Here is a 21,887-nt window from a genome sequence, read left to right on the forward strand (position 1 = left end):
GTCCCCCTAGATCCGATGCATTGCATGGAATGTGTCTTCTGCCTGTAAACGGATGACCAAGCCTTGTTCTTCTTCAACTTTTTTCATCGCTTCTTTGACTTCTTTGACCGAATTATTCGCCTCGTTCAATTCAACCATCAAAATCATGGTGAAGTACTCATCCATAATCGTCTGTGAAATATCCAGGATATTTACGCCCAGACGCGCCAATTCCACCGATACGCTTGCTACGATCCCAGTATGGTCTTTACCTGTTACGGTCATGATTGCTCTCATCTTTTTTCGCCCCTGCTTCTTTAATTTTTTGTCGAGTCTATTATACCATTTTAAACCAACATGAAAATCCAATTAAAATTTTATGTTTCCTATTCTATCACATCTAAAGGGAATGACCACTGTTTTTTGGGGAAACGGAAAACAATAACCGCTCTCTAATCGGATTTTTCTGTGTTCTTTCCCTAAACACGAAAATTATTTCAGAATCCATATTAAATCTATCGCTTTTTGGGAATAATTGTTACACTGGATATAAGCAAATTCTAATCCAATCTCAAGGGGGTTTTCCAATGCAATTGATTCATTTTTCAGAAGATGGCCAAAGCCGCATCGGCATCAAGACCGAGCACGGTTTCCTGAACGCAGCTAAAGCGGCTGCAGCTTTATCCTTGCCTGTTCCTTCCTATATAGATGACGTATTGAAGGACCCGGAGCAAGCAGCCCAACTGGACGCCATTCTGGCACAAGCGGACACGCTGACGGATCCAGTCTACTATGTTTCCTTGGATGAGGTCACATTCCTGCCCGTCCTTTCCCGTCCGGGCAAAATCCTCTGCATCGGCAAGAACTATGCCGCCCATGTCGCGGAAACGAAAAGTGAAGCCCCGAAAAAACCGCTTGTCTTCAGCAAATTCACGAGCGCTTTGGCCGCCCATAAAGAAAGCATCCCGATTCCGGCCGGCACCGACAAGGTCGATTACGAGGTAGAGCTGGTCGCTGTGATCGGCAAAAAAGCTTCTTGCGTCTCTACGGAAGAAGCGCTTAAGCATGTCGCGGGCTACACAATCGGAAACGACGTGACTGCGCGCGACTGGCAAAAAGGCTCTCCGCAATGGCTATTGGGCAAGTCCCCGGATAAATTTGCGCCGCTCGGTCCCGTTTACGTGACTGCCGATGAGCTCGATCCGACAAATCTAGACATTTCCCTGAAACTGAACGGCGAAGTCCGCCAGAACAGCAACACGAAGCAGCTCATTTTCGGCATCGCGACGATCGTCTCCTACATTTCCCAGCACTTTGCGCTGGAGCCCGGCGATATCATCTTCACCGGCACACCGGATGGGGTCATCCTCGGTTACCCTGAAGACGAACAAGTCTGGCTGAAGCCGGGCGATGTCATTGAATCTTCCATCGAAGGCATCGGGACATTGGTGAATACTTTTACACGCTAAAATACAGCCACAAAGCAGATATTGATCTGTTTTGTGGCTGTATTTTGTTGATATCATATACCTTATTGGAGTCACCTGCTCCAAACTAGCCTAGCCAACCCATTACCAGTTCTACCCATGAGGCTGCCTGTTTATTTGATTGATTCGGCTTTCTACTCGTTCGGCTGTCGCCCAACGAAACGCCATGGACACCTTTCTGATAAATATGCAACTCATAAGGAATATTTTTTTCTTGAAGAGCGACAGCCATCTTCAATGAATTTTCGACGCTCACCAACGGATCTTCTGTTGTATGCCACAAAAATACTGGCGGCGTGTCTTTGGAGACATGGTAAATCGGCGAGACTTTCTTCCTTTCTTCTGTCCCAGGTGTCAGAGTTGCCATCAAAGCCAAATTAATTGCGCTTGATTCCTCAAAATGGATACCTACAAAATCCAATGGTGCATAAGCCAGAATAACCCGATTCGGTCTGTAAAGATGCTTGTCCTTATTCACCAACTCCTCCAACCATGACTCATGCCAATAAACAGCCAACAAACCCGCGAGATTGCCGCCTGCAGAAAATCCTAATACGCTGATTTGATCAGTATCCACTGCCCACTCCTCAGCATTCTCCCGTAGAGCTGTAATGGCTTCAGCCAACTCGACTAATGGAATTGGGAATTTCGAGGTCGGATCTATGGGCAAAGCCGCTACATCCTGATAAGCTGCCAGCCCCTCCGTGCTGTAATTCACCACCATAACATGGTAATCCTTAGAGAAAAACTCCAAGGCTACAGGCTCGCTTTCTCTATCCGAGGTCCACATGTACGCGCCTCCCGGAACGACCACCATTACCGGATACTTTCTCTCTATATCAATTTCCGCTGTAGGTTCATGCAAATAAAAAGTAGCTGTTCCGGTATGCACCCCTATATTTCTGGTAAAATATTTCATCTTTCTTGACCCCTTCCGAATTACATTGAGAAAATGCGAATCAAGGCTTGTGAACTGGCCCTGATTCGCATGAAATTTGTATTTACACAGTACTGCCCAATCAATCGGCGGTCGGCTGTTCATTGAATTGCAATGCTTCTTCTTCCGAGTCCTCCGACATTTTTTTGTCCAACAATTTCACGAATGGATAGTAGACCAGACATCCCACCAGTACACATATCATTTGCAATAAGGTTATTTTCCAGCCTCCAGCCAGAAAGCCATTGATACCTATCGGCATGCCGAAAGGTACTTGAACACCACTCAAACGAGGGAACAGGCCTGAACTGATGCCTAGATAAGCAATAAGAACTTGTGCTAAAGGTGTGAGGATAAAAGGGATGGCCATTATTGGGTTCAAAACCAATGGCAAGCCGAAAATCATCGGTTCATTGATGGTGAACAGACCCGGCACTGCGCTCAAATTAGCGACAGCCTTTGCCTGCTTGGCTTTCGAGAAAAGCAGGATGACAATGATTAATGATAGCGTACCACCTGCGCCACCGATACCAGCAAAGGTATTATAAAAGCTAGATCCTAAAATATTTGGGAGTTCCGCATTCGTAGCCCCGGACTTTAGCGCATCCATATTTGCCACGTCCATCGGCAAGTACAGCGCTGCGATGAAGCTAGCCACAACATTTGAGCCATGGATCCCGAAGAACCAAAGAGACATTTGTACAAGTACAATCAGTAACATGGAGCCGACATTCGAAGATAGGCTTTGAAGTGGTGTGGCAATGATCGAATACACGAAATCGGAAAATGAGCCGTATGAAGTTTTTCCGAACAAGAAGCTCAAAAGAATGGCAACTGTAGCTGCAATAAGGACTGGAATCAAACCAGAGAATACATCACTGACAAACTGCGGAACACTTTCAGGCATCTTGATGCCTATCTTCTTCTCCATAAAGAAGCAATAAATTCTGGAGAAGATCAAGGCACTGATCATGGCAGTAAACAGTCCTGCTGCACCAAGTTTACTATTATTCAGAGTCGTAACATCATCCAGAGTAATCATAGGGGTCAGTATCAGGAATGAGAACAGGGAAACGATACCAGCCGGAATCGGTTTCTGGCCCAAATTGTCGGCCAACTGATAACCGATCAAGAATGATGCATAAAGAGAAATCACACCCACTGTTAAAGAATATGCAGTAAAAAGGGTCGGAACCAGTCCGATTCCACCGATGAAATTTTGCCAAAAACCTACAGGAAGAACTGCCAATAACAGGGCAATGGAGCCCACAATATTTATCGGTAAGGTTGCCATCAAACCGTTCGAAATCGCTCTTAAATAGTTGTTGCTTTGGATCTTTGCTGCCACTTGAAGAGCCTTATCACTGTATGTCTCAAATTTACTCATTATTTATCCCTCACTTTATTAATGTATTCTAGCCATTGCTGATAATGCGGTTCCAAATTATTGCTTTTGGGATTAAAAATCTTTCCTTCTTTCTGCATATCAAAACCGGATGTAAGCATCAATACGCCTAGCGCCGACAGTTCCTCAATACAACTGACCTCGATTGTGATGCCTAAAATATCCGCCAACATCTGCATCAATCTGTTGTTTTTGGTGACCCCCCCATCTACTTTTACCCGCGGAATATCCAAACACGTAACCTGTTTAATTTCATCGATTACTGCCCTTATCTGAAACAAAATGCTTTCAAATCCAGCTCTTATCAAGTGCGGTTTGCCCGTCCTCCTGTTCATGCCGAGAAAAGCGGCTCTGATGTCGGAATCCCAAAAAGGCGCTGCCAAGCCAAGTTGGGCGGGAACCAAGTAAACTCCTTCATTATCATTCACTGAGAACGCTGATTCAATCCCTTCTTCGATTGTGCCAAAGAGCGCCAGTTCACTCGATAACCAAGTGAGGGTATCTCCGCAGGAACGGATGATTCCTTCCAAAGCGTAATCCGTCGCTCCGTTATCGGTGAACGCAATGGTCTTCAATATATTGTCGCTTATTAGATCGGATCGCTCTTCTATCTGCATCATCACTGAGCAGCCGGTTCCCATCGTCACTTTTATGTCTCCGAAACCAAGACAATTTTGCCCATACAAAGCTGCTTGGGAATCCGCCATGACTCCCTGAATGGGAATACCTTCGTAATGACCGAACGAATCATTTGAATCCCGGATTTCAGCCAAAGAATCAGGAGGGACGAGGAAAATGTCGCACAATGCAGAGTCCCATGTATTTTCATAAATATTGTATAACAACGTACGACTGGCATTGCTAGGTTCCGTCGCAAACACTTCCCCATCAGTCAAATTCCAGATCAGCCACGAATCCATCGTCCCGATCGCAAGCTCTCCGGAAGCAGCCAGGCTGCGCATCTCATCCGAGTTTTCAAACAACCACCTGATCTTCGGGCCGGAAAAATAAGAATCGATTTTCAGGCCTGTTTTCCGTTGGATTTCAGTTTCTTTCCCTGCTTCAATCAGCTGTTTGCAGATGTCATTGCTGCGGTTGCATTGCCACACTAAAGCATTCGAAACCGGTTGGCCAGTTTTCTTGTTCCAGGCTACTATCGTTTCCCGTTGGTTGGTTATCGAGAGTGAGCGGATGTCCTGCGCGGAAAGATTCGTTGCTTCAAGCATTTCAGCGATCAGCTGCTTTGTGTTTTTGACAATTTCGCTGGGGTCATGCTCCACCCAACCATCCTGCGGAAAAATCTGTGTGTGCTTCCTATCCATACGCCGTAAAATTTTAGCTTCATTTTCTTCTATTCCAACCAATAATAATTTTGTGCCTGATGTGCTCTGATCGAGTACCAACTTATGTATGCGATTATCTGACATGTTCCTTCACCATCTCTAAGGCAAACTTTCTGACACCTTGGGAATTCAGTCCATAATGATCAAAAATTTCTCTGGCATTCCCAGTGATTGCCGGTTCGTCAGGCATTCCCATGATTTTGTGGGATACTCCTGTTTTTTCTGACAACACTTCTGCAACTGCACCTCCAAGCCCACCATATATGCTGTGTTCTTCGATTGAAATGATTTTCCCTGTTTCAGATGCGGCTTGCAGAAGCGTTTCGGAATCAAAGGGTTTTATCGTATGATAGTTCAATACTCTAGCTTCAATTCCGGCCTCCCTTAATTGATCAGATGCATCCAGTGCAATCCGCACAGTTTCTCCCGTAGCCACTATGGTTATATCATTTCCGTTTCGCAACGTAACCGCCTTACCGATTTCAAAGTTATAGTCCGAGGAGTCGTAGCAATCTTCCACCGGATTTCTGCCGATGCGGATATAAGCGGGTTCATCACTGGTTGCCAATGCCTGGAACATTTTTTCCGTCTCAAACCGATCTGCTGGAAGCAACACCTGCAGATTCGGGATCGCCCGTGTCACTGCAATGTCTTGCAAAGAGTGGTGACTCATCCCCAGCGCGCCATAACTGACGCCCCCGCTGATTCCGATAAGTTTGACATTGGTATTTGAATAGGCGACATCGACTTTAATCTGTTCTATGCTACGCATACTCAGGAAACAGGCCGGTGATGCCACAAAAGGTCTCTTCCCGCTGTGGGCCAGTCCCGCAGCTATGCTGACGATGTTCTGCTCAGCAATCCCAACTTCAACCAGCTGGTCAGGCAGTTTTTCGGCAAAATTTGCCAAAGATGCGGACCCACGGGAATCACTCGTCAATACCACCAAATCCCTGTTCTGCCCTGCGTACTCAACAAGGACGTCACAGACGACTTGCCGGTTTGCCACAGAATTTTTCTTTTCAACGCTCATTTGCCAGAACCTCCATCCGTACATCCAATTCTTCCATCGCCTTTGCAAATTCACTATCGCTCGGAACCTTGTGATGCCATTGCGGCTGATTTTCGGCAAATGAAATTCCTTTGCCTTTCGTCGTATGGGCGATGATCAATTTCGGCTTGCCTGTCTTCGTCGGCGCTTCAAACGCTTCAACAAGTTCAGACATACTGTTGCCGTCTTTGACATCAATCACATGCCAACCGAATGCCTCAAATTTAGCTCTTAAGGACTCCATCCCCATCACATCTTCTGATTTGCCTGTGATTTGTAGGCCGTTACGGTCAATGATTGCCGTCAGATTATCCAACTTGTAGTGCGCTGCCGCCATGGCGCCTTCCCAAACCGACCCTTCAGCCAATTCCCCGTCGCCCATCAACGTATATGTTTGATAAGGTTTTTTGTCCATTTTTGCGGCAAGTGCGATTCCAACAGATACGGACAAACCATGTCCAAGGGAACCCGTATTCATTTCCACACCATCCACTTTATTGTTGGGATGTCCGATCAGCCTCGAACCTAATTTGGAAAAAGTACTTAGTTCACTCTCATGAAAGAAGCCTTTGTCAGCCAAGATCGCCCATAATACTTCCGCTGCGTGTCCTTTGCTTTGAATATAGCGGTCCCTGTCTGGGTCATTCGGATCTTTCGAATCAATGTTCAGAATATTATAGTAGAGCGCCACAAGGATGTCGGTACAAGATAAGTCGGAACCGGTATGCCCGGTCTCGCCTTCCTTGACCAGCGTCAGTACAGACCGCCTGACGTCAACCGCTTTCATTTCTAAGGCATTTATTGTCGTGTCCATAGTTACTCCCCTCTGAGATATGCTTGAATGTCTTCTTCAATCGGATCATAGAAATCAGACTGAATGCCTATGTATTTGCACGCTTCGTAAAGCACCGGGACAACTTTGTCATAAACAGCAGATATATGGTGAATGTATGGACCATACACTAACTTGGTTTCCAACCGATTCAGATTTTCGAACTCCACCCATACATAGGTCCCTTGGTTGTAAGGGCCATCGATGACTTTTGCGTTTCCCATCAATAAGGAATATTCGCCGTTGTCTCCGTCAAATCGGCAGAGCGTCAAGTCGCCTTCTTTTGCTTCAAACCCGACAGATCCGGGATAATCGAATACAAAATGTCTCGGCGGCAAAATCGGTTTTGTTTTTGCAGTCGATAGTGGGAAAACGCCCAAGTGCTGAAGCAACTCCCCGTTTTCATTCGATGGATGACGCGTGTTCACATCCGCAAACATGGCGCGATGTTCACCTAATGTAGCAGCTTCAACCAACAATTGGGAAATGACTCCATGGACGTCGGTTTCGCAAGTGACCGGCAAACCTTCATCCTGTAACAGAGACAATGCTGCGTATGGTAGAATTCCGATTTCATCCTGCAGGGCGGTCCAACATTGAATAACTCCGGCATTACAACCGTATGCCTCAGCCAAATTAAGGATGGCTATTTTCAAAGCAACGACCATCCTCAATTCGTCCGGCTTAATCTGTACTTCTGCAAGCTCATGAACATGATCGATATTCTCTCGGATCAGATCTGATTCTTCAGTTTGGACTTTTTTGATTTCCTTAACAAGTTCATTCAAGGGAATGGGTGACAATTGAATATTGAAGCGTTCCAATAATTCCCCTTCATTGCACATCGTCGACCAGAAATCAAAAGGCCGCGGCCCAATCTGGAGGATGCGCGTATTTCGGAACACCTTCACCACGTTGCAGACCTTCACAAAATCTTTAATACCCCTTTCAAAAGCAGGGTCAGCCAAATCACAATTGCGTACATAGGTAAACGGGACTTTGAATCGGCGCAGTACTTTTCCGATTGCGAACAATCCACACTGGGTATCGCGCAGCCTAGAACCATCATCTGCAGGATGTTCATCTTTAGGGCCCCAAAGCAATACAGGCACATTCAACTTTTTCGCCAATCTTGCGCATTCGTACTCTGTTCCGAAATTTTCATTCGCAAGGAACAAGCCATCAATTTTTTCGGCCGCAAACTTCTCGGCAATTTTTTCCAGCCCTGTATCATCATACAGAAGGCCATCCTCATTGATTTCTTTGATGTCCACATAATCTATCCCAAACTCGTCCAGTTTCTCTCTTGTTAAATCTGCATATTCAATTGCTGCCGCTGCGCTGAACAGATTTCTTCTTGTTGGCGCAAAACCGATTTTAATTTTGTCCATTCCTTTCACTCCTCCTGCTGACTAAACAAAATTCTTAATTTCGTTTGTTTTATATAAATAAATCGCTTTCTTTAGACGATAATAACACCTAGTTTAGTTAAGGTCAATAGAAAATGTTGCAAAATACGCATTTTTACCTTTGCTTAACAACAAAACAAGTGATACACTTACATAAACTAAACTAAATATAAACTTTACAGAGGTGTATGAATGTGAAACTTGAGGATATAGCGAGATTAGCCAACGTATCGAAGTCGGCAGCTTCACTCGCGTTGAACGGCAAGCCAGGAGTCAGTGAAGAGACGAGAGCGACTGTCTTGAGAATTGCAAAAGAGCACAATTACGTGCCGCTGAAAAAAATCAAAAAAAAATACATCAACCCATCCAACTCCACCAACTATGTGATTCGTTTCGTGGGCTGCAAGGCTACCGATCTGATTGAAGATAACTATCACAACATGCCCTTTTTTAACGAACTGCTCGGATATTTTACCAATGAACTGAAAAATTATCCTTTCTCCTTGCTGATTTCCTCGATAGATTCCAATTCGATACGAGAGGATTTAAAAAGAATCGAGGACGAACAGCCTTCCGACGGTATTTTTCTTCTGGGCACCAACCTTACGCTTCAGCAGATTGAAGAAGTCCAGAAGATCCAGAAGAATTTGGTGGTGCTGGATACCTGCGCTCCCCAATCGAATCTGGATTTCATTTCGATCAATAACTATCAAGGAGCCTATCAGGCTGCCGAGTATCTGATCAAAAAAGGTCATCATAAAGTTGGATATGCAGAATCAAAAACGCGGATATATAACTTCTCCGAGCGGAAACGCGGCTTCTTTGATGCCATGAACTCCCATGGCATTTCATCGAAAGACGTAAACATTTACCAAATGCATGGTATGAAAATCGAAACAGATATAGAAAATTTCACTGATTTACAATCAGATTCCAGCTTACCAACAGCTGTTTTTTGCGAGAACGATTATATCGCGATTAGCTTAATCAGAACGCTGTCCGCACTGAAGATCACTGTTCCGGAGGATATTTCAGTAATTGGGTTTGATAACATACCCGAATCAAAAGTGATTACGCCAGAACTTACAACAATCGGCGTCAATAAACAAAAAATCGCACAAGAAGCCATGCGAAAAATGCTTGCGAATCTGGAAAGACAAGAAGAAGATTATGGGATGCACTCTTTCATCAATACCAATTTAATCGAAAGAGACTCCGTTGTCTGACCTTTTTTCGACAATCTAAAGATTTTACACTTGCTATTTAACTAAACAAAACGAGCTAAACAAAGATTATTTTATATAAATTAAATTGACGGCATTTACTTTGTGTGTTAGGATTCGATTATCAAAATAACGTTTTCAAGGAGTTGTTCGGATGCTAACAATCGATAAAATGCGGTTCCAGCAAGACGGCAGGGATTTCTTTTTCTTGGCGGATACTTGTTGGAGTGCGTTTACTAATGCTGAGCTGTTTGAATTTGAAAATTACTGCAGAATCAGAAAAAACCAAGGATTCACTGTTATTCAGCTAAATTTATTGCGCCAATGGGATGCAAGCTCCACCCAAACCAGGAGGGACCCATTTAAACTGGTAAGTCTCGACGATACCAATCATTATATCTATGATTATTCGCAATTGAATATTGCCTATTTTGATCGCGTCGAAGAAATGCTGTCGATCATGGAAAAATACGAGTTAACTCCTGCACTTGTGCTGCTCTGGGCTAATTATGTTCCCGATACTTGGACTGAACCCATGAATCGGAACAACCTGATGGACAAAAACCAGATAGAACCTTATGTTACCTATGTGGCACAAAGGTACAAAAAGTTTAACCCCATCTATTTTATCAGCGGCGATACTGATTTCCCTTCAGAAGCTACGATTGAATATTACAACATCGCACTGACAACTTTAAAAAAATATGATGATGATGCACTGGTTACTTTTCACATAAGAGGCCGATTGGATGAAATACCTGCAGTTTTTCTGGAAGCTTCAGACTTCTTCAGCTATCAGTCCGGTCATAACAAAGAATATCCCGAAAAAGTATACGAAATACCCATGAAATTAAGAGCAAACGGAATACAGCTGCCGATCATAAACACTGAACCTTGCTATGAACAGATCAGCTACAGCCGGCATTCATTTGGTCGATTCACACAGGAGGATTGCCGGAGAGTGGCATGGCAAAGCATCCTTGCTGGAGCAAGTGCAGGCATAACCTATGGTGCACACGGAATTTGGAGCTGGCACAGGACCGGTGAGCGATTCGGCATAGTCGAAGGCGAAGGCTTCGACCAACCTTATGATTTGAATGATGCGATGCGCTTCCCTGGAGCAGATGATTTTGGATATTTAAAACAAATGGTTGCTACATATCAATTATTTGATGTTGAACCAATAGATCTTATTCTAAAAAACACTGGTCAAATACGCTTAGGAAAAACTAACACGAGGATTGTCATTTACTTGCCTGTAAACACACGCTTGGATATCCGTAAATTGGAACTGGCCAAAGATTCGTTCACTCTGAAAGCCATAGATTTGGAAAAAAGACTCGAAATGACCGTGGACTTCACGGAAGACAGCATTGAAATGCATACTGGCGTCCGGGACGCTCTCTATATTATCGAAAAAATATAGTCCACACTGAAAAGGCCGCAAGCTTATCCATACAGGGTAAGCTTGCGGCCTTTTTGCATCTGAAATCAGGTATTTATAAATATTCAGGCCGGTTCGGTCCCGACTGCCTGCAGTTGGAAATGCATCATTTCCATCGCCTGCAGCAGCGCCTCGGTTGTATCCAGCGAGGTCAGGCACGGCAGGTTGTTGTCCGCGGCTTCGCGGCGGATGAAGTAGCCGTCGGTTTCCTCGGTCTTGCCTTCGGTCATCGTATTGATGACGAACTGGATTTTCCCTTCGTGCATGCTTTTCAGGATATTTTCCCGTTTGGCTTCGCCATTTCGGAGAATCGTGACCGGCACATAGGCCTCCAGCAAGGTTTCCCCTGTCCCCTGTGTAGCAAGCAGACGGTACCCGACCGCAACCAAGCGTTTCGCCAGCGGCAGGATTTCGTGTTTGTCCTTGTCGGCAATCGTCAGCAGCGCCGTCCCGTACTCGGGAATCTGGATATTGGCGGCACGAAATGCTTTGTACAGAGCTTTGGAAAGGATGGCGTCCTTTCCGATGATCTCCCCTGTGGACTTCATTTCCGGGCCCAATACTGTGTCGACTTTCTTCAGTTTGTTGAAACTGAAGACCGGCATCTTCACGTATACGCCGGATTTTGACGGAACCAGACCAGTCCGATAGCCTTGATCTTTCAGTTTGATGCCAAGGATGCCTTGCATCGCCAAATTCGCCATCGGGATGCCGGTCACTTTGCTAAGGAATGGGATTGTCCGGCTCGCGCGCGGATTCACTTCGATGATGTAGACGACACCGTTGCTGATGACGAACTGGATGTTCACCAAACCGATTGTGTTCAGCCCCTGCGCCACGCGGATCGTGTAGTCTTCGATCGTTTGGATCAGTTCAGCCGACAGATTCTGCGGCGGATAGACTGCGATCGAGTCACCCGAGTGGACGCCGGCGCGCTCGATGTGTTCCATGATGCCCGGGATCAGGACGGTTTCGCCGTCGCAGATCGCATCGACTTCCAACTCTTGTCCGATCAGGTAATGATCGACCAGGACCGGCCGTTCGGGGCTGGCCACGACCGCTTCGCGCATGTATTTCTCCAGATCGGCTTGGTTGTAGACGATCTGCATCGCCCGGCCGCCCAATACGTAGGACGGACGCACCAAGACCGGATAACCGATTTCGTCGGCAACTGCGACCGCTTCTTCAACGGTCACGGCTGTTTTGCCGGGTGCTTGCGGGATATCCAAGTCGCGCAACAACTGTTCGAACAGTTTGCGGTCTTCGGCGCGGTCCAGATCTTCCAGGCTCGTGCCCAGGATCTTCACGCCGTGTTTGACCAATTTGTCGGCCAGGTTGATGGCCGTTTGGCCACCGAACTGCACCACGACGCCCAACGGTTGTTCCAGATCGATGATCGCCATCACGTCTTCTTCAGTCAACGGTTCGAAATACAGCTTGTCGGAGATCGAGAAGTCCGTCGAAACGGTTTCCGGGTTGTTGTTGACGACGATCGCTTCATAGCCGGCTTCCTGGATTGCCCAGACCGCATGCACCGTCGCGTAGTCGAACTCGACCCCTTGGCCGATACGGATCGGACCGGAACCCAAGACGATGACTTTTTCGCGGTCGCTCGGGAATGATTCCTGTTCCATCTCATATGTGCTGTAGAAGTACGGTGTGAAGGATTCGAATTCGCCCGCACACGTATCCACCATCTTGAAAACAGGAACGATGCCGTTGGCTTTGCGCAACGCGTAGATGTCTTCCGAAGCCATACCCCACAGTTCAGCGATGATTTCATCGCTGAAGCCGTATTTCTTGGCTTCGCGCAGGATTTCCAAGTCTTTCGGTTCGGCTGCCGCCACTTCCTTCTCCAAGTCGATGATGTGCTTGAATTTAAAAAGGAAGAAGTAGTCGATTTCGCTCCATTCGTGGATTGTTTCCGGTGTCACGCCGCGGCGCAACGCTTCTCCCAGATAGAATAGACGCTCGTCGCAAGCGACGCGGATGTTCTGTTCGATCTCTTCCATCGTCACGGTCTGGCCTTGATCTTTCGGCAAGGCCAGATGGTTGACGCCGTATTCCAAAGAACGGACGGCTTTCAGCATCGATTCCTCGAACGTATGGCCCATGGCCATGACTTCGCCGGTCGCTTTCATCTGTGTGCCGAGGGTGCGGTCGCCCTTTTCGAATTTATCGAACGGGAAACGCGGGATTTTGGAGACGATGTAATCCAAAGCCGGCTCGAAAGCCGCATAGGAAGTGCCGGTTACCGGATTCTTCATTTCATCCAGGGTCAAGCCGACAGCGATCTTCGCCGCCATCTTCGCGATCGGGTAACCGGTCGCTTTACTCGCCAAGGCAGAAGAACGGCTGACGCGCGGGTTCACTTCGATGATGTAGTAGTCGAACGAGTACGGATCCAATGCCAACTGGACATTGCAGCCGCCTTCGATTTTCAGGGCGCGGATGATCTGCAGGGAGACATCGCGCAGCATTTGGTATTCTTTGTCGGACAAGGTCTGGGAAGGCGCCACGACGATGGAATCGCCTGTATGAACGCCGACCGGATCGATGTTTTCCATGTTGCAGACGACGATGGCGTTGTCGTTGCTGTCGCGCATTACTTCATATTCGATTTCCTTGAAGCCGGCGATCGATTTTTCCAAAAGACATTGTGTCACTGGTGAGTAGCGCAAGCCGTTGGCCACGATTTCGCGCAGATCGGCTTCATTATGACAGATGCCGCCGCCGGTGCCGCCCATCGTGAAGGCCGGACGGACGATCAACGGATAACCGACTTCCGCCGCGAAGCTCAATGCTTCCCCAACGGTGTGGATGATGTCGCTCTCAGGGACCGGCTGATTCAATTCCGCCATCAATTGGCGGAACAGGTCGCGGTCTTCGGCTTGTTGGATGGAAGTCAGTTTCGTTCCAAGCAACTCGACCTTGTACTCCTCCAGAATGCCGGCTTCATCCAGTTCCACCGCCATGTTCAAACCGGTCTGGCCGCCCAATGTCGGCAATAAGGCGTCCGGACGCTCTTTGCGGATGATGTTCGCGATGAACTCCAATGTCAGTGGTTCCATATAGACTTTATCGGCGATTTCAACGTCCGTCATGATCGTAGCCGGGTTGGAGTTGACCAGGATGACTTTGTATCCTTCTTCCCTTAAGGCTAAACATGCTTGCGTTCCAGCATAGTCAAATTCCGCGGCTTGGCCGATGATGATAGGTCCCGAGCCGATCACGAGGATCGACTTGATGTCTGTTCGTTTAGGCATGCTTTGCCATCCTTTCTTTAAGCTTCAATTGTTTGAAAAACCTCATCCATCACTGCAACAGCCTTGTCGATTTCCGCGGTTGTCACATTCAGCGGCGGCAGGAAACGCAGGACCGTATCATGCGTGCAATTGATGATGACGCCTTTTTCCAAGCACTTCGCGACGATGTCGGCTCCCTTCATCGCCAGTTCCATCCCGAGCAGCAAGCCTTTGCCGCGCACATCGAGGATGAAGTCGTATTTTTCCTTGAATGCCACTAATTTCCCTTCGAAATAGTTGCCCATCTCATTTACATTCGTCAAAATATTCTCGTCTTCAATCGCTTGCATGGTTGCGAAAGCTGCCGCACAGACCAGCGGGTTGCCGCCGAAAGTCGAACCATGGTCACCCGGTTTGAAATGGGAAGCGACGGCATCCTTCGCCAACAGTGCGCCGATCGGAACGCCATTGCCCAAAGCTTTCGCCAACGTCATCACATCCGGTTCCACACCGTAGCCTTCGTAGGCGAACAGCTTGCCTGTTCGGCCCATGCCCGTTTGGACTTCATCAAAGATCAACAGGATATCCTTCTCGTCGCAAAGTGCGCGCACTTGCTGCAGGTAAGTTTGATCGCCCACGTAGACGCCGCCTTCGCCTTGGATCGGTTCCAGCAGGATTGCGCATGTCTTTTCCGAAACTTTGGCGGCCAAAGCCTCAAAGTCATTGAAGGGAACGTAGTGGAAGCCTTCCAGGAACGGATCGTAATCTTTATGGAATTGTTTTTGGCCGGTCGCCGTCAACGTCGCCAACGTGCGGCCGTGGAACGAGTTATCGGCAGTGATGATCTCGTAGCAGCCTTCGCCGTGGACCTCACGTCCGTATTTACGCGCCAATTTGATGGCTCCTTCATTGGCTTCCGCACCGCTATTGCCGAAAAAGACCTTATCCAGAACGGAATTCGTGATCAGTTTTTCCGCCAACTGCACTTGCGGCTCGATCCAATAAAAGTTCGAGCAGTGGACCAGTTTGGCTGCCTGTTCCGCTATCGCAGCCGTCACTTTCGGGTGATTATGCCCTAACGCATTCACGGCAATGCCTGCCAGGAAGTCCAAATATTGCTTGCCGTCCGCATCCTTCAGATAGCTGCCTTGTCCTTCAACCATGCAGATTGCTCCACGGTTGAAGGTATTCATCAAGTAGGTTTGCCCTTTTGTTTTTATTTCTTCATTCGTCATTCTTTATACCCCTTCCTTATCGCGATCGATCATCGTGCCGATCCCTTCGTCGAAAAAAACTTCCAATAAAATCGAGTGGCGCAGACGGCCGTCAATGATGTGCGCTCCGGCAACGCCGCCCTTCAAGGCGTCGATGCAGCAGTCCACTTTCGGAACCATTCCGCCTGAGATGATGCCGTCCGCTTCCAATGCTTCGATTTCCTCGAGCGTGATCCTCGAAATGAGCGAATCCTTATCATGATAGTCGCGGAAAATCCCTTCCACATCTGTCAACAGGATGAATTTGTTTGCCTGAACGGCTTTCGCCACAGCACCGGCTACATAATCAGCGTTGATGTTGTAGCTCATCCCGTCCTTGCCCATCCCGATGGAGGAAATGACCGGGATGTAGCCGCTGTAGATGAGCGACTCCAGCATTTCCTTGTTGACTGCTTCCACTTCGCCGACATAGCCGATGTCGATTTTTTCGCCGTTCTTTTCCAGATATTTTTTGCGCGCTTGGATCAGATTGCCGTCTTTGCCTGACAAACCGATGCCTTTGCCGCCAATCTGGTTCAGCGTGCCGACGATGTCCTTGTTGACTTTGCCCGCCAACACCATTTCGACGATTTCCATCGTCTCTTTGTCCGTCACGCGCAGCCCCTGCTCGAAGTGGCTCTCGACCTTCAGTTTTTTCAGCATATCGTTGATGGCCGGTCCGCCGCCATGGACAAGGATAGGGTGCATCCCCACCGATTTCATCAATAACAAATCCTGCATGACGGCTTTTTTCAGATCTTCATTGATCATGGCATTGCCGCCGTATTTGATGACGATGATCTTATCGCGGAAACGGTTGACATAAGGCAATACTTCGACAAGCATTTCGGCTTTTTCACAATTGCTCTTGTTCATCTTCATCCCCCTCAGCTTCTGTAATCCGCATTGATTTTCACGTAATCGTAAGAGAAGTCGCATGTCCATGTGCTGGCGGCTTCCGTGCCCAGATGCAGGTCGATCAAAATATTGATTTCATCTGCTTCCAGTATTTTTTTCGCAAGTTCTTCATCGAAGACGACACCCATCCCCGCTTCGCAAAGCTGGATTTCGCCGTTCTTGCTTGAGAAGGCGATGTCGATCACATCGGCATCGAAATATTCGGTGTCCGCATAACCGGCAGCCGTGATGACACGGCCCCAGTTGGCATCCTCGCCGAACATCGCCGTTTTCACCAAGCTCGAGGTCGCGACCGATTTACCGACCGAAACCGCATCAGCCATTGTCTTCGCCCCGGAAACCAAGACCTCGACAAATTTTGTCGCCCCTTCGCCGTCCTTGACCAACAGCTGCGCCAATTGGGAGCAGATGGACAGGACAGCCGCTTCAACCTCGGCGAAGCCGGCATCATCAGCGGAAACGATCAGCGGATTGTCGAGTTTGCCGGTAGCAGCCACAAAGACGGAATCGTTCGTGCTCGTGTCCCCGTCGACGGTCGCATGGTTGAAGGTCGCATCCGCGGCTTTCAGCAACATCGCATGTAAAGCTGCTTGGCCGATTGCGACATCGGTTGTGATGTAGCCCAGCATCGTGCCAAGGTTCGGATGGATCATTCCGGATCCCTTGACCATGCCGCCGATGGTAGCCGTTTTGCCGGCGACTTCAAAGGTGAAGCTGACTTCTTTCGGAACCGTATCCGTCGTCATGATTGCCTTGCTGGCTGCAGCGCCGCCGAATTCGGAAACTTCCGGTGCGATCGCCTTGACCCCTTTTTTCATTGTCTCCATGTTCATGAACATTCCGATGACGCCTGTCGAAGACACCAACACTTCTTCCGGTTGGATGTTCAGTTCTTCAGCAAGGAGCTCCACGGTCTCTTCCACATCGGCTTTGCCTTGTTTGCCTGTACAAGCGTTCGCGTTGCCGCTGTTGATCAGGATCGCCTTGAAGCGGTCATGCTGCTGCAGGGCCTGCTGATCGTACTGGACCGGAGCCGCTTTGACTTTATTTTTGGTGAAGACGCCCGCAACGGTTGCCCCCTCAGGGAAATACAGCAGCGCCATATCCTTTTTGCGTTTCTTGAACCCGGCGTGGATACCCGCGGCTTGCACACCTGCAGCGGCAGTCACACCGCTTTTATGTAATTTCTTTATCATTTCGTCCGTTTCCTCCTTCAGTCTTCCGTTATTACGGGAAAAGCCCAATCATCTGTAATCCTGTCGTTTCGGCAAGTCCGAACATCAGGTTCATGTTTTGCACGGCTTGGCCGGCAGCGCCCTTCATCAAGTTGTCGATGACCGACACGATGATGACCCGGCCTGTGCGTTCGTCGTAGGTGACACCCAGTTGGCAGTTATTTGTGCCTTTCACCGATTTCGTCATCGGCCACATACCCGCAGGCAGAACCTGCACAAACGGTTCATCGGCGTAAGCTTCCTCAAATAGAGCGTGGATTTCTTCTGCCGTATGTCCCCCAGTGACCGTCGCGTAGATGGTGCTGAGGATGCCTCGGCTCATCGGCACCAGATGCGGCGTAAATTGGATCATCGTGTCCGTTCCGGCCATCTGCGTCAACAGTTGCTCGATTTCCGGTGTGTGGCGGTGATGTGCTACACCGTAGGCTTTGAAGCTGCTTTCCACCTCAGTGAAGAGGTTCGCTACATCGCCGGCGCGGCCCGCTCCGGACGTGCCGGATTTGGAATCGCAAACGATGCTGTTCGGCACGACCCAGCCTTTTTTCTTCATCAAAGGCATCAATCCCAGGAGGATGCTTGTCACAAAGCAACCCGGATTGGCGATGACTGTTGCATCCTTGATCGCGTCGCGGTCCCATTCGGGCAGACCGTAGACAGCTTCTTGCAAAAGTTCCGGCTCCGTGTGCGCGACTTTGTACCATTCTTCATAGACCGCCGCATCCTTCAATCGGAAATCGGCTCCCAGATCGATGACTTTTTTACCTTTTTCTTTAGCTTTCTTGGCTATCGGCAACGCGTGTCCATGCGGCAAAGCCACAAAAATAATATTGCTGTCCGTCGTCACTTGTTCCAGATCCAATTCTTCGCAAGTGTGATCGATGTTGCCCAACAGGTGCGGAAAAAGATGCTGGATCTTTTGACCCGCATACGTACGGGAGGTCAGATGATCCAAGACCACATCCTCGCGCAATCCCAATAATCGGACTAATTCCACCCCCGTGTAACCTGTTGCTCCAATGATACTGACATGAATCATTCTTTCCATCCCCCTCTAATAATTTGTAGTAAAACAGGCCGAGCCCATCTTACAAAGACTTGCATATATACAAAAAAACTTCCGTGCCTATACCAAATCAAATAGATTCAGTATAGGGACGAAAGTTCGTGGTGCCACCCTTATTTTCCAACATGCGCGCATGCTGGACTCAAGTATTGCTACTTTTGCGATAACGGGGCAACCGGATTAAACTTTATGGTTCACATTCAGCTTATCAACTCAAAGTTCCTGTTCATCCACCGCGGTTGACCTTGCTTTCACCCTCCAAGGTTCGCTTGACTTCGCAAATGGATTACTCTTCTTGTCAAAGTTTTTGTTTGTGTTAAATGTTGTTTTACATTTTCATTAAATTTATCATCTGTTTTTCACTTTGTCAATCAAACTTTTGGAATAAATAAATTTCCTAAGGTCGCAGCCATGATTGCCTTGATGGAATGCATGCGGTTTTCAGCTTGCTCAAACTGACGACCGTGCTTGCTGCGGAAGGCGGCATCGGTCACTTCCATCTCGCGCATGCCGAATGTTTCCGCGATTTCCTGGCCATATTGCGTTTTTGTATCATGGAAAGCCGGCAAACAGTGCAGCATGATCACATCGTCATTTCCGGTCTTCTCAATCATCTCCATATTGATCTGATAAGGCGCCAACAATTCGATACGTTCTGAAAATTTATCTTCTTCACCCATCGATACCCATACATCGGTGTAAAGGACATCAGCCGCTTTTACGCCTTTGGCAACATCAGCCGTGATTTCGATTTTGCTGCCGCTCTTTTCAGCGAATTTCTGGGCCATCTCAACCAATTCCTCGTTCGGGAACAGCGATTCCGGCGCGCAGATCGTGACATGCACGCCGAGGATAGCACCGGTAACCAACAGGCTGTTGGCGACGTTGTTGCGTCCATCCCCGACATAGGCCAATTTAAGCCCTGCTAATTTTCCGAAATGCTCTTTGACCGTCAGGAAATCAGCGATCATTTGGGTCGGATGCCACTCATCCGTCAAGCCATTCCATACCGGTACACCGGCATATTTCGCCAAATCTTCGACGGTTTTTTGGCTGAATCCGCGGAATTCGATGCCGTCGAACATACTGCCGAGTACTTTAGCGGTGTCTTCAACGGATTCCTTTTTGCCCAATTGGATATCATTTTTCCCAAGGTATTCAGGATGCGCCCCAAGATCGATGGCAGCCACTGTAAAAGCAGCTCTAGTACGAGTGGAGGCTTTTTCGAACAAAAGGGCAATGTTTTTGCCTTCCAGATAACGGTGCGGAATATTTCGTTTCTTCAGATCCTTCAAATGCGCCGAAAAATCAATCAGATACTCCAATTCTTCCCGAGTGAAATCTTTTTCCGCCAATAAGCTTCTTCCTTGAAATACTTGTTCCAAAATTCCGCCATCCCCTTTTAATGTTATTCTCACTGTCGCTCTTGCGAACGATCATTTCCGAGTCATGTTGCAACTATTATTGGACTCATTTTATACCCAATTCTAATGGATTACAAACTTTATTTTAATCTAACGGTTATAATCCGACCAAATACGGGCAGCGGGAGACACTCTTCCACTACAGAACATTTGTTTGCAAAAATTTTTATTTGACAATGATACGGATTGAGATTATCCTAGAGGCAACTTAATTGAATAGTCTTCAGGGACGGGTGAAAATCCCTACCGGTGGTAAAGCCCACGAGCCGTTAAGGCAGATTCGGTTAAATTCCGAAGCCGACAGTCAGAGTCTGGATGAGAGAAGACAGAAACCATTTTCGAGTGGGCATACGTTTATTTGCCATGCAAATAACACTTGTTCGCCATTCGTTCATGAATCGGAATGTCAATCCCTGGGTGTAGTGTATACCCAGGGATTTTTTGGCCTTATTTAGCTGGCCTTCCTTTGTCGAGCCCTGAAGCAGAAATGTTCAGGGCTTTTTATTTTGGAAATGGGAGGCACACAAAGATGCAAGATAAGGATACATACTTTATGCAAATGGCGCTGGGACTTGCCGAGAAAGGCCGCGGTGCCGTTGCCCCGAATCCGATGGTCGGCGCCATCATCGTCAAGGACGGACGCATCATCGGGTCCGGCTACCACGAAAAAATCGGGGAAGGCCATGCTGAAGTGAACGCGTTCCGCTCGGCAACAGAAGATGTGGCCGGTGCAACCATCTATGTGACTCTGGAACCTTGCTCCCATTTCGGCAAAACACCGCCCTGCTCCGACAAAATCATCGAAAAGAAAATCGGTCGAGTTGTCATCGCGGCTTTGGATCCGAATCCGTTGGTTTCCGGACGCGGCGTCAAGAAACTGCAGGCTGCCGGCATCGAAGTAGTAACCGGCGTCCGGGCTGAAGAAAGCAGCCGTTTGAATGAAATATTCATGAAATACATCGTAAAAAAAGAACCGTTCGTCGTCATGAAAGCAGCGATGTCCCTGGACGGAAAGATCGCGACCCGAACCGGCGAATCGCAATGGATCACCGGACCTGCCGCCAGGGAACGCGTGCAGCAACTGCGCAGCGCCCTCACCGGCATCATGGTCGGTGTCCAGACCGTCATCATGGACGATCCGCAACTGACTTCCCGCATTCCGGGAGGAAAAAATCCGCTGCGGATCATCGTCGACAGCACCTTGCGCATCCCTTTGGAAGCAAAAGTGCTCCAAGATCAGGATGTGGCCAAGACTCTTATCGCAACGACAGAATGGGCGGACCGCAATAAAGCCGCACTGCTCGAAGCAGCCAGCATCGAGCTTTTGACTGTACCGACCAAGGATGGCCGGACCGATCTGAAGGCGCTGATGAAAGTTCTCGGAGAGCGCGGCATCGACAGCATCCTCTTGGAAGGCGGCGCCACTTTGAACTTTGCCGCATTGCAAGCAGGCATCGTCGACAAGGTGCAAGTCTACATCGCCCCGAAACTGATCGGCGGGGAAACGGCAAAAACACCTGTCGGCGGAGAAGGTATCGAGAAGCTGAGCCAAGCTTTCAGCGTCATCGAGTTGAAGGCCAGCACCGTTGGGGAAGATATCCTTTTAGAAGGCTACCTTTCCAAGAACGAATAATAGAGG

Annotated in this window: 17 protein-coding genes, 1 riboswitch and 1 other annotated feature; of the genes, 4 read left to right on the top strand and 13 right to left on the bottom strand. The window is 48.1% G+C overall.

Annotated elements, in window-relative coordinates; all coding sequences use genetic code 11:
• Positions 1-6: 6 nt before the first annotated feature.
• Positions 7-276, bottom strand: a complete 270-nt coding sequence (locus TES5_RS08580; protein ID WP_068561455.1) for an ACT domain-containing protein — start codon at positions 274-276, stop codon at positions 7-9.
• A 290-nt stretch (positions 277-566) separates the two neighbouring features.
• Between TES5_RS08580 and TES5_RS08585 the strand changes: the two genes are divergently transcribed.
• Positions 567-1,448: a fumarylacetoacetate hydrolase family protein gene (locus TES5_RS08585; RefSeq protein WP_068561456.1), complete on the top strand. Its 882-nt coding sequence runs from the start codon at positions 567-569 to the stop codon at positions 1,446-1,448.
• Positions 1,449-1,533: 85 nt separating this feature from the next.
• Here the strand turns inward: TES5_RS08585 and TES5_RS08590 are convergent, their stop codons facing one another.
• From TES5_RS08590 to TES5_RS08615, 6 genes are all read right to left on the bottom strand, one after another.
• The gene (locus TES5_RS08590) at positions 1,534-2,385 is read right to left on the bottom strand and encodes an alpha/beta hydrolase (RefSeq protein WP_068561457.1); all 852 of its coding nucleotides are present in this window, start codon (positions 2,383-2,385) and stop codon (positions 1,534-1,536) included.
• 100 nt (positions 2,386-2,485) lie between these two features.
• Positions 2,486-3,790, bottom strand: coding sequence for a PTS sugar transporter subunit IIC (locus TES5_RS08595; RefSeq protein ID WP_068561458.1), 1,305 nt, complete (start codon positions 3,788-3,790; stop codon positions 2,486-2,488).
• A complete protein-coding gene (locus TES5_RS08600) occupies positions 3,790-5,235 on the bottom strand; it encodes an FGGY-family carbohydrate kinase (protein ID WP_083546455.1) in 1,446 nt (481 codons plus the stop codon). The genes TES5_RS08595 and TES5_RS08600 overlap by 1 nt, the downstream gene beginning before the upstream one ends.
• On the bottom strand, positions 5,225-6,184 hold the full coding sequence (locus tag TES5_RS08605) for a transketolase family protein (RefSeq protein ID WP_068561459.1): 960 nt from the start codon (positions 6,182-6,184) through the stop codon (positions 5,225-5,227). The genes TES5_RS08600 and TES5_RS08605 overlap by 11 nt, the downstream gene beginning before the upstream one ends.
• On the bottom strand, positions 6,174-7,016 hold the full coding sequence (locus tag TES5_RS08610; protein ID WP_068561460.1) for a transketolase: 843 nt from the start codon (positions 7,014-7,016) through the stop codon (positions 6,174-6,176). The genes TES5_RS08605 and TES5_RS08610 overlap by 11 nt, the downstream gene beginning before the upstream one ends.
• A 2-nt stretch (positions 7,017-7,018) precedes the next feature.
• Positions 7,019-8,425, bottom strand: a complete 1,407-nt coding sequence (locus TES5_RS08615) for an L-fucose/L-arabinose isomerase family protein (RefSeq protein WP_068561461.1) — start codon at positions 8,423-8,425, stop codon at positions 7,019-7,021.
• Positions 8,426-8,637: 212 nt separating this feature from the next.
• On the opposite strand from TES5_RS08615, the gene TES5_RS08620 reads away from it, so the two are divergent.
• Together TES5_RS08620 and TES5_RS08625 are read left to right on the top strand one after the other, a co-directional pair.
• A complete protein-coding gene (locus TES5_RS08620) occupies positions 8,638-9,669 on the top strand; it encodes a LacI family DNA-binding transcriptional regulator (RefSeq protein WP_068561498.1) in 1,032 nt (343 codons plus the stop codon).
• A gap of 151 nt (positions 9,670-9,820) precedes the next feature.
• Complete coding sequence (locus TES5_RS08625) at positions 9,821-11,092, top strand: glycoside hydrolase family 140 protein (RefSeq protein ID WP_068561462.1); 1,272 nt, start codon at positions 9,821-9,823, stop codon at positions 11,090-11,092.
• Positions 11,093-11,175: 83 nt separating this feature from the next.
• Here the strand turns inward: TES5_RS08625 and carB are convergent, their stop codons facing one another.
• From carB to argF, 6 genes are all read right to left on the bottom strand, one after another.
• Entirely contained in the window at positions 11,176-14,376 is a 3,201-nt protein-coding gene (carB, locus tag TES5_RS08630) for a carbamoyl-phosphate synthase large subunit (protein WP_068561463.1), read from the bottom strand.
• A gap of 17 nt (positions 14,377-14,393) precedes the next feature.
• Entirely contained in the window at positions 14,394-15,590 is a 1,197-nt protein-coding gene (locus TES5_RS08635; protein ID WP_068561464.1) for an acetylornithine transaminase, read from the bottom strand.
• A 3-nt stretch (positions 15,591-15,593) separates the two neighbouring features.
• Positions 15,594-16,490, bottom strand: a complete 897-nt coding sequence (argB, locus tag TES5_RS08640) for an acetylglutamate kinase (RefSeq protein ID WP_276641274.1) — start codon at positions 16,488-16,490, stop codon at positions 15,594-15,596.
• A 5-nt stretch (positions 16,491-16,495) separates the two neighbouring features.
• Entirely contained in the window at positions 16,496-17,722 is a 1,227-nt protein-coding gene (gene argJ / locus TES5_RS08645) for a bifunctional glutamate N-acetyltransferase/amino-acid acetyltransferase ArgJ (RefSeq protein WP_068561466.1), read from the bottom strand.
• A 31-nt stretch (positions 17,723-17,753) separates the two neighbouring features.
• Positions 17,754-18,797: an N-acetyl-gamma-glutamyl-phosphate reductase gene (gene argC / locus TES5_RS08650; RefSeq protein ID WP_068561467.1), complete on the bottom strand. Its 1,044-nt coding sequence runs from the start codon at positions 18,795-18,797 to the stop codon at positions 17,754-17,756.
• A 111-nt stretch (positions 18,798-18,908) separates the two neighbouring features.
• Positions 18,909-19,135, bottom strand: a binding site (T-box leader).
• 60 nt (positions 19,136-19,195) lie between these two features.
• Positions 19,196-20,212 (bottom strand): ornithine carbamoyltransferase, encoded by a 1,017-nt coding sequence (argF, locus tag TES5_RS08655; RefSeq protein WP_068561499.1) that lies wholly within the window; start codon positions 20,210-20,212, stop codon positions 19,196-19,198.
• A 251-nt stretch (positions 20,213-20,463) separates the two neighbouring features.
• A riboswitch (FMN riboswitch) is annotated at positions 20,464-20,579 on the top strand.
• 198 nt (positions 20,580-20,777) lie between these two features.
• Here argF and ribD point away from each other — a divergent pair.
• Positions 20,778-21,881, top strand: coding sequence for a bifunctional diaminohydroxyphosphoribosylaminopyrimidine deaminase/5-amino-6-(5-phosphoribosylamino)uracil reductase RibD (gene ribD / locus TES5_RS08660; protein ID WP_068561468.1), 1,104 nt, complete (start codon positions 20,778-20,780; stop codon positions 21,879-21,881).
• Positions 21,882-21,887 lie beyond the last annotated feature (6 nt).

The sequence above is a fragment of the Trichococcus sp. ES5 genome (assembly GCF_900067165.1).
GTDB classification, from domain to species: Bacteria; Bacillota; Bacilli; order Lactobacillales; family Aerococcaceae; genus Trichococcus; species Trichococcus flocculiformis.

Bases quoted from the DNA above. Each gene is read 5' to 3' on its own strand.
- TES5_RS08580 (WP_068561455.1), bottom strand. From the start codon at position 276: ATGAGAGCAATCATGACCGTAACAGGTAAAGACCATACTGGGATCGTA.
- TES5_RS08585 (WP_068561456.1), top strand. From the start codon at position 567: ATGCAATTGATTCATTTTTCAGAAGATGGCCAAAGCCGCATCGGCATC.
- TES5_RS08590 (WP_068561457.1), bottom strand. From the start codon at position 2,385: ATGAAATATTTTACCAGAAATATAGGGGTGCATACCGGAACAGCTACT.
- TES5_RS08595 (WP_068561458.1), bottom strand. From the start codon at position 3,790: ATGAGTAAATTTGAGACATACAGTGATAAGGCTCTTCAAGTGGCAGCA.
- TES5_RS08600 (WP_083546455.1), bottom strand. From the start codon at position 5,235: ATGTCAGATAATCGCATACATAAGTTGGTACTCGATCAGAGCACATCA.
- TES5_RS08605 (WP_068561459.1), bottom strand. From the start codon at position 6,184: ATGAGCGTTGAAAAGAAAAATTCTGTGGCAAACCGGCAAGTCGTCTGT.
- TES5_RS08610 (WP_068561460.1), bottom strand. From the start codon at position 7,016: ATGGACACGACAATAAATGCCTTAGAAATGAAAGCGGTTGACGTCAGG.
- TES5_RS08615 (WP_068561461.1), bottom strand. From the start codon at position 8,425: ATGGACAAAATTAAAATCGGTTTTGCGCCAACAAGAAGAAATCTGTTC.
- TES5_RS08625 (WP_068561462.1), top strand. From the start codon at position 9,821: ATGCTAACAATCGATAAAATGCGGTTCCAGCAAGACGGCAGGGATTTC.
- carB (WP_068561463.1), bottom strand. From the start codon at position 14,376: ATGCCTAAACGAACAGACATCAAGTCGATCCTCGTGATCGGCTCGGGA.
- TES5_RS08635 (WP_068561464.1), bottom strand. From the start codon at position 15,590: ATGACGAATGAAGAAATAAAAACAAAAGGGCAAACCTACTTGATGAAT.
- argB (WP_276641274.1), bottom strand. From the start codon at position 16,490: ATGAAGATGAACAAGAGCAATTGTGAAAAAGCCGAAATGCTTGTCGAA.
- argJ (WP_068561466.1), bottom strand. From the start codon at position 17,722: ATGATAAAGAAATTACATAAAAGCGGTGTGACTGCCGCTGCAGGTGTG.
- argC (WP_068561467.1), bottom strand. From the start codon at position 18,797: ATGATTCATGTCAGTATCATTGGAGCAACAGGTTACACGGGGGTGGAA.
- ribD (WP_068561468.1), top strand. From the start codon at position 20,778: ATGCAAGATAAGGATACATACTTTATGCAAATGGCGCTGGGACTTGCC.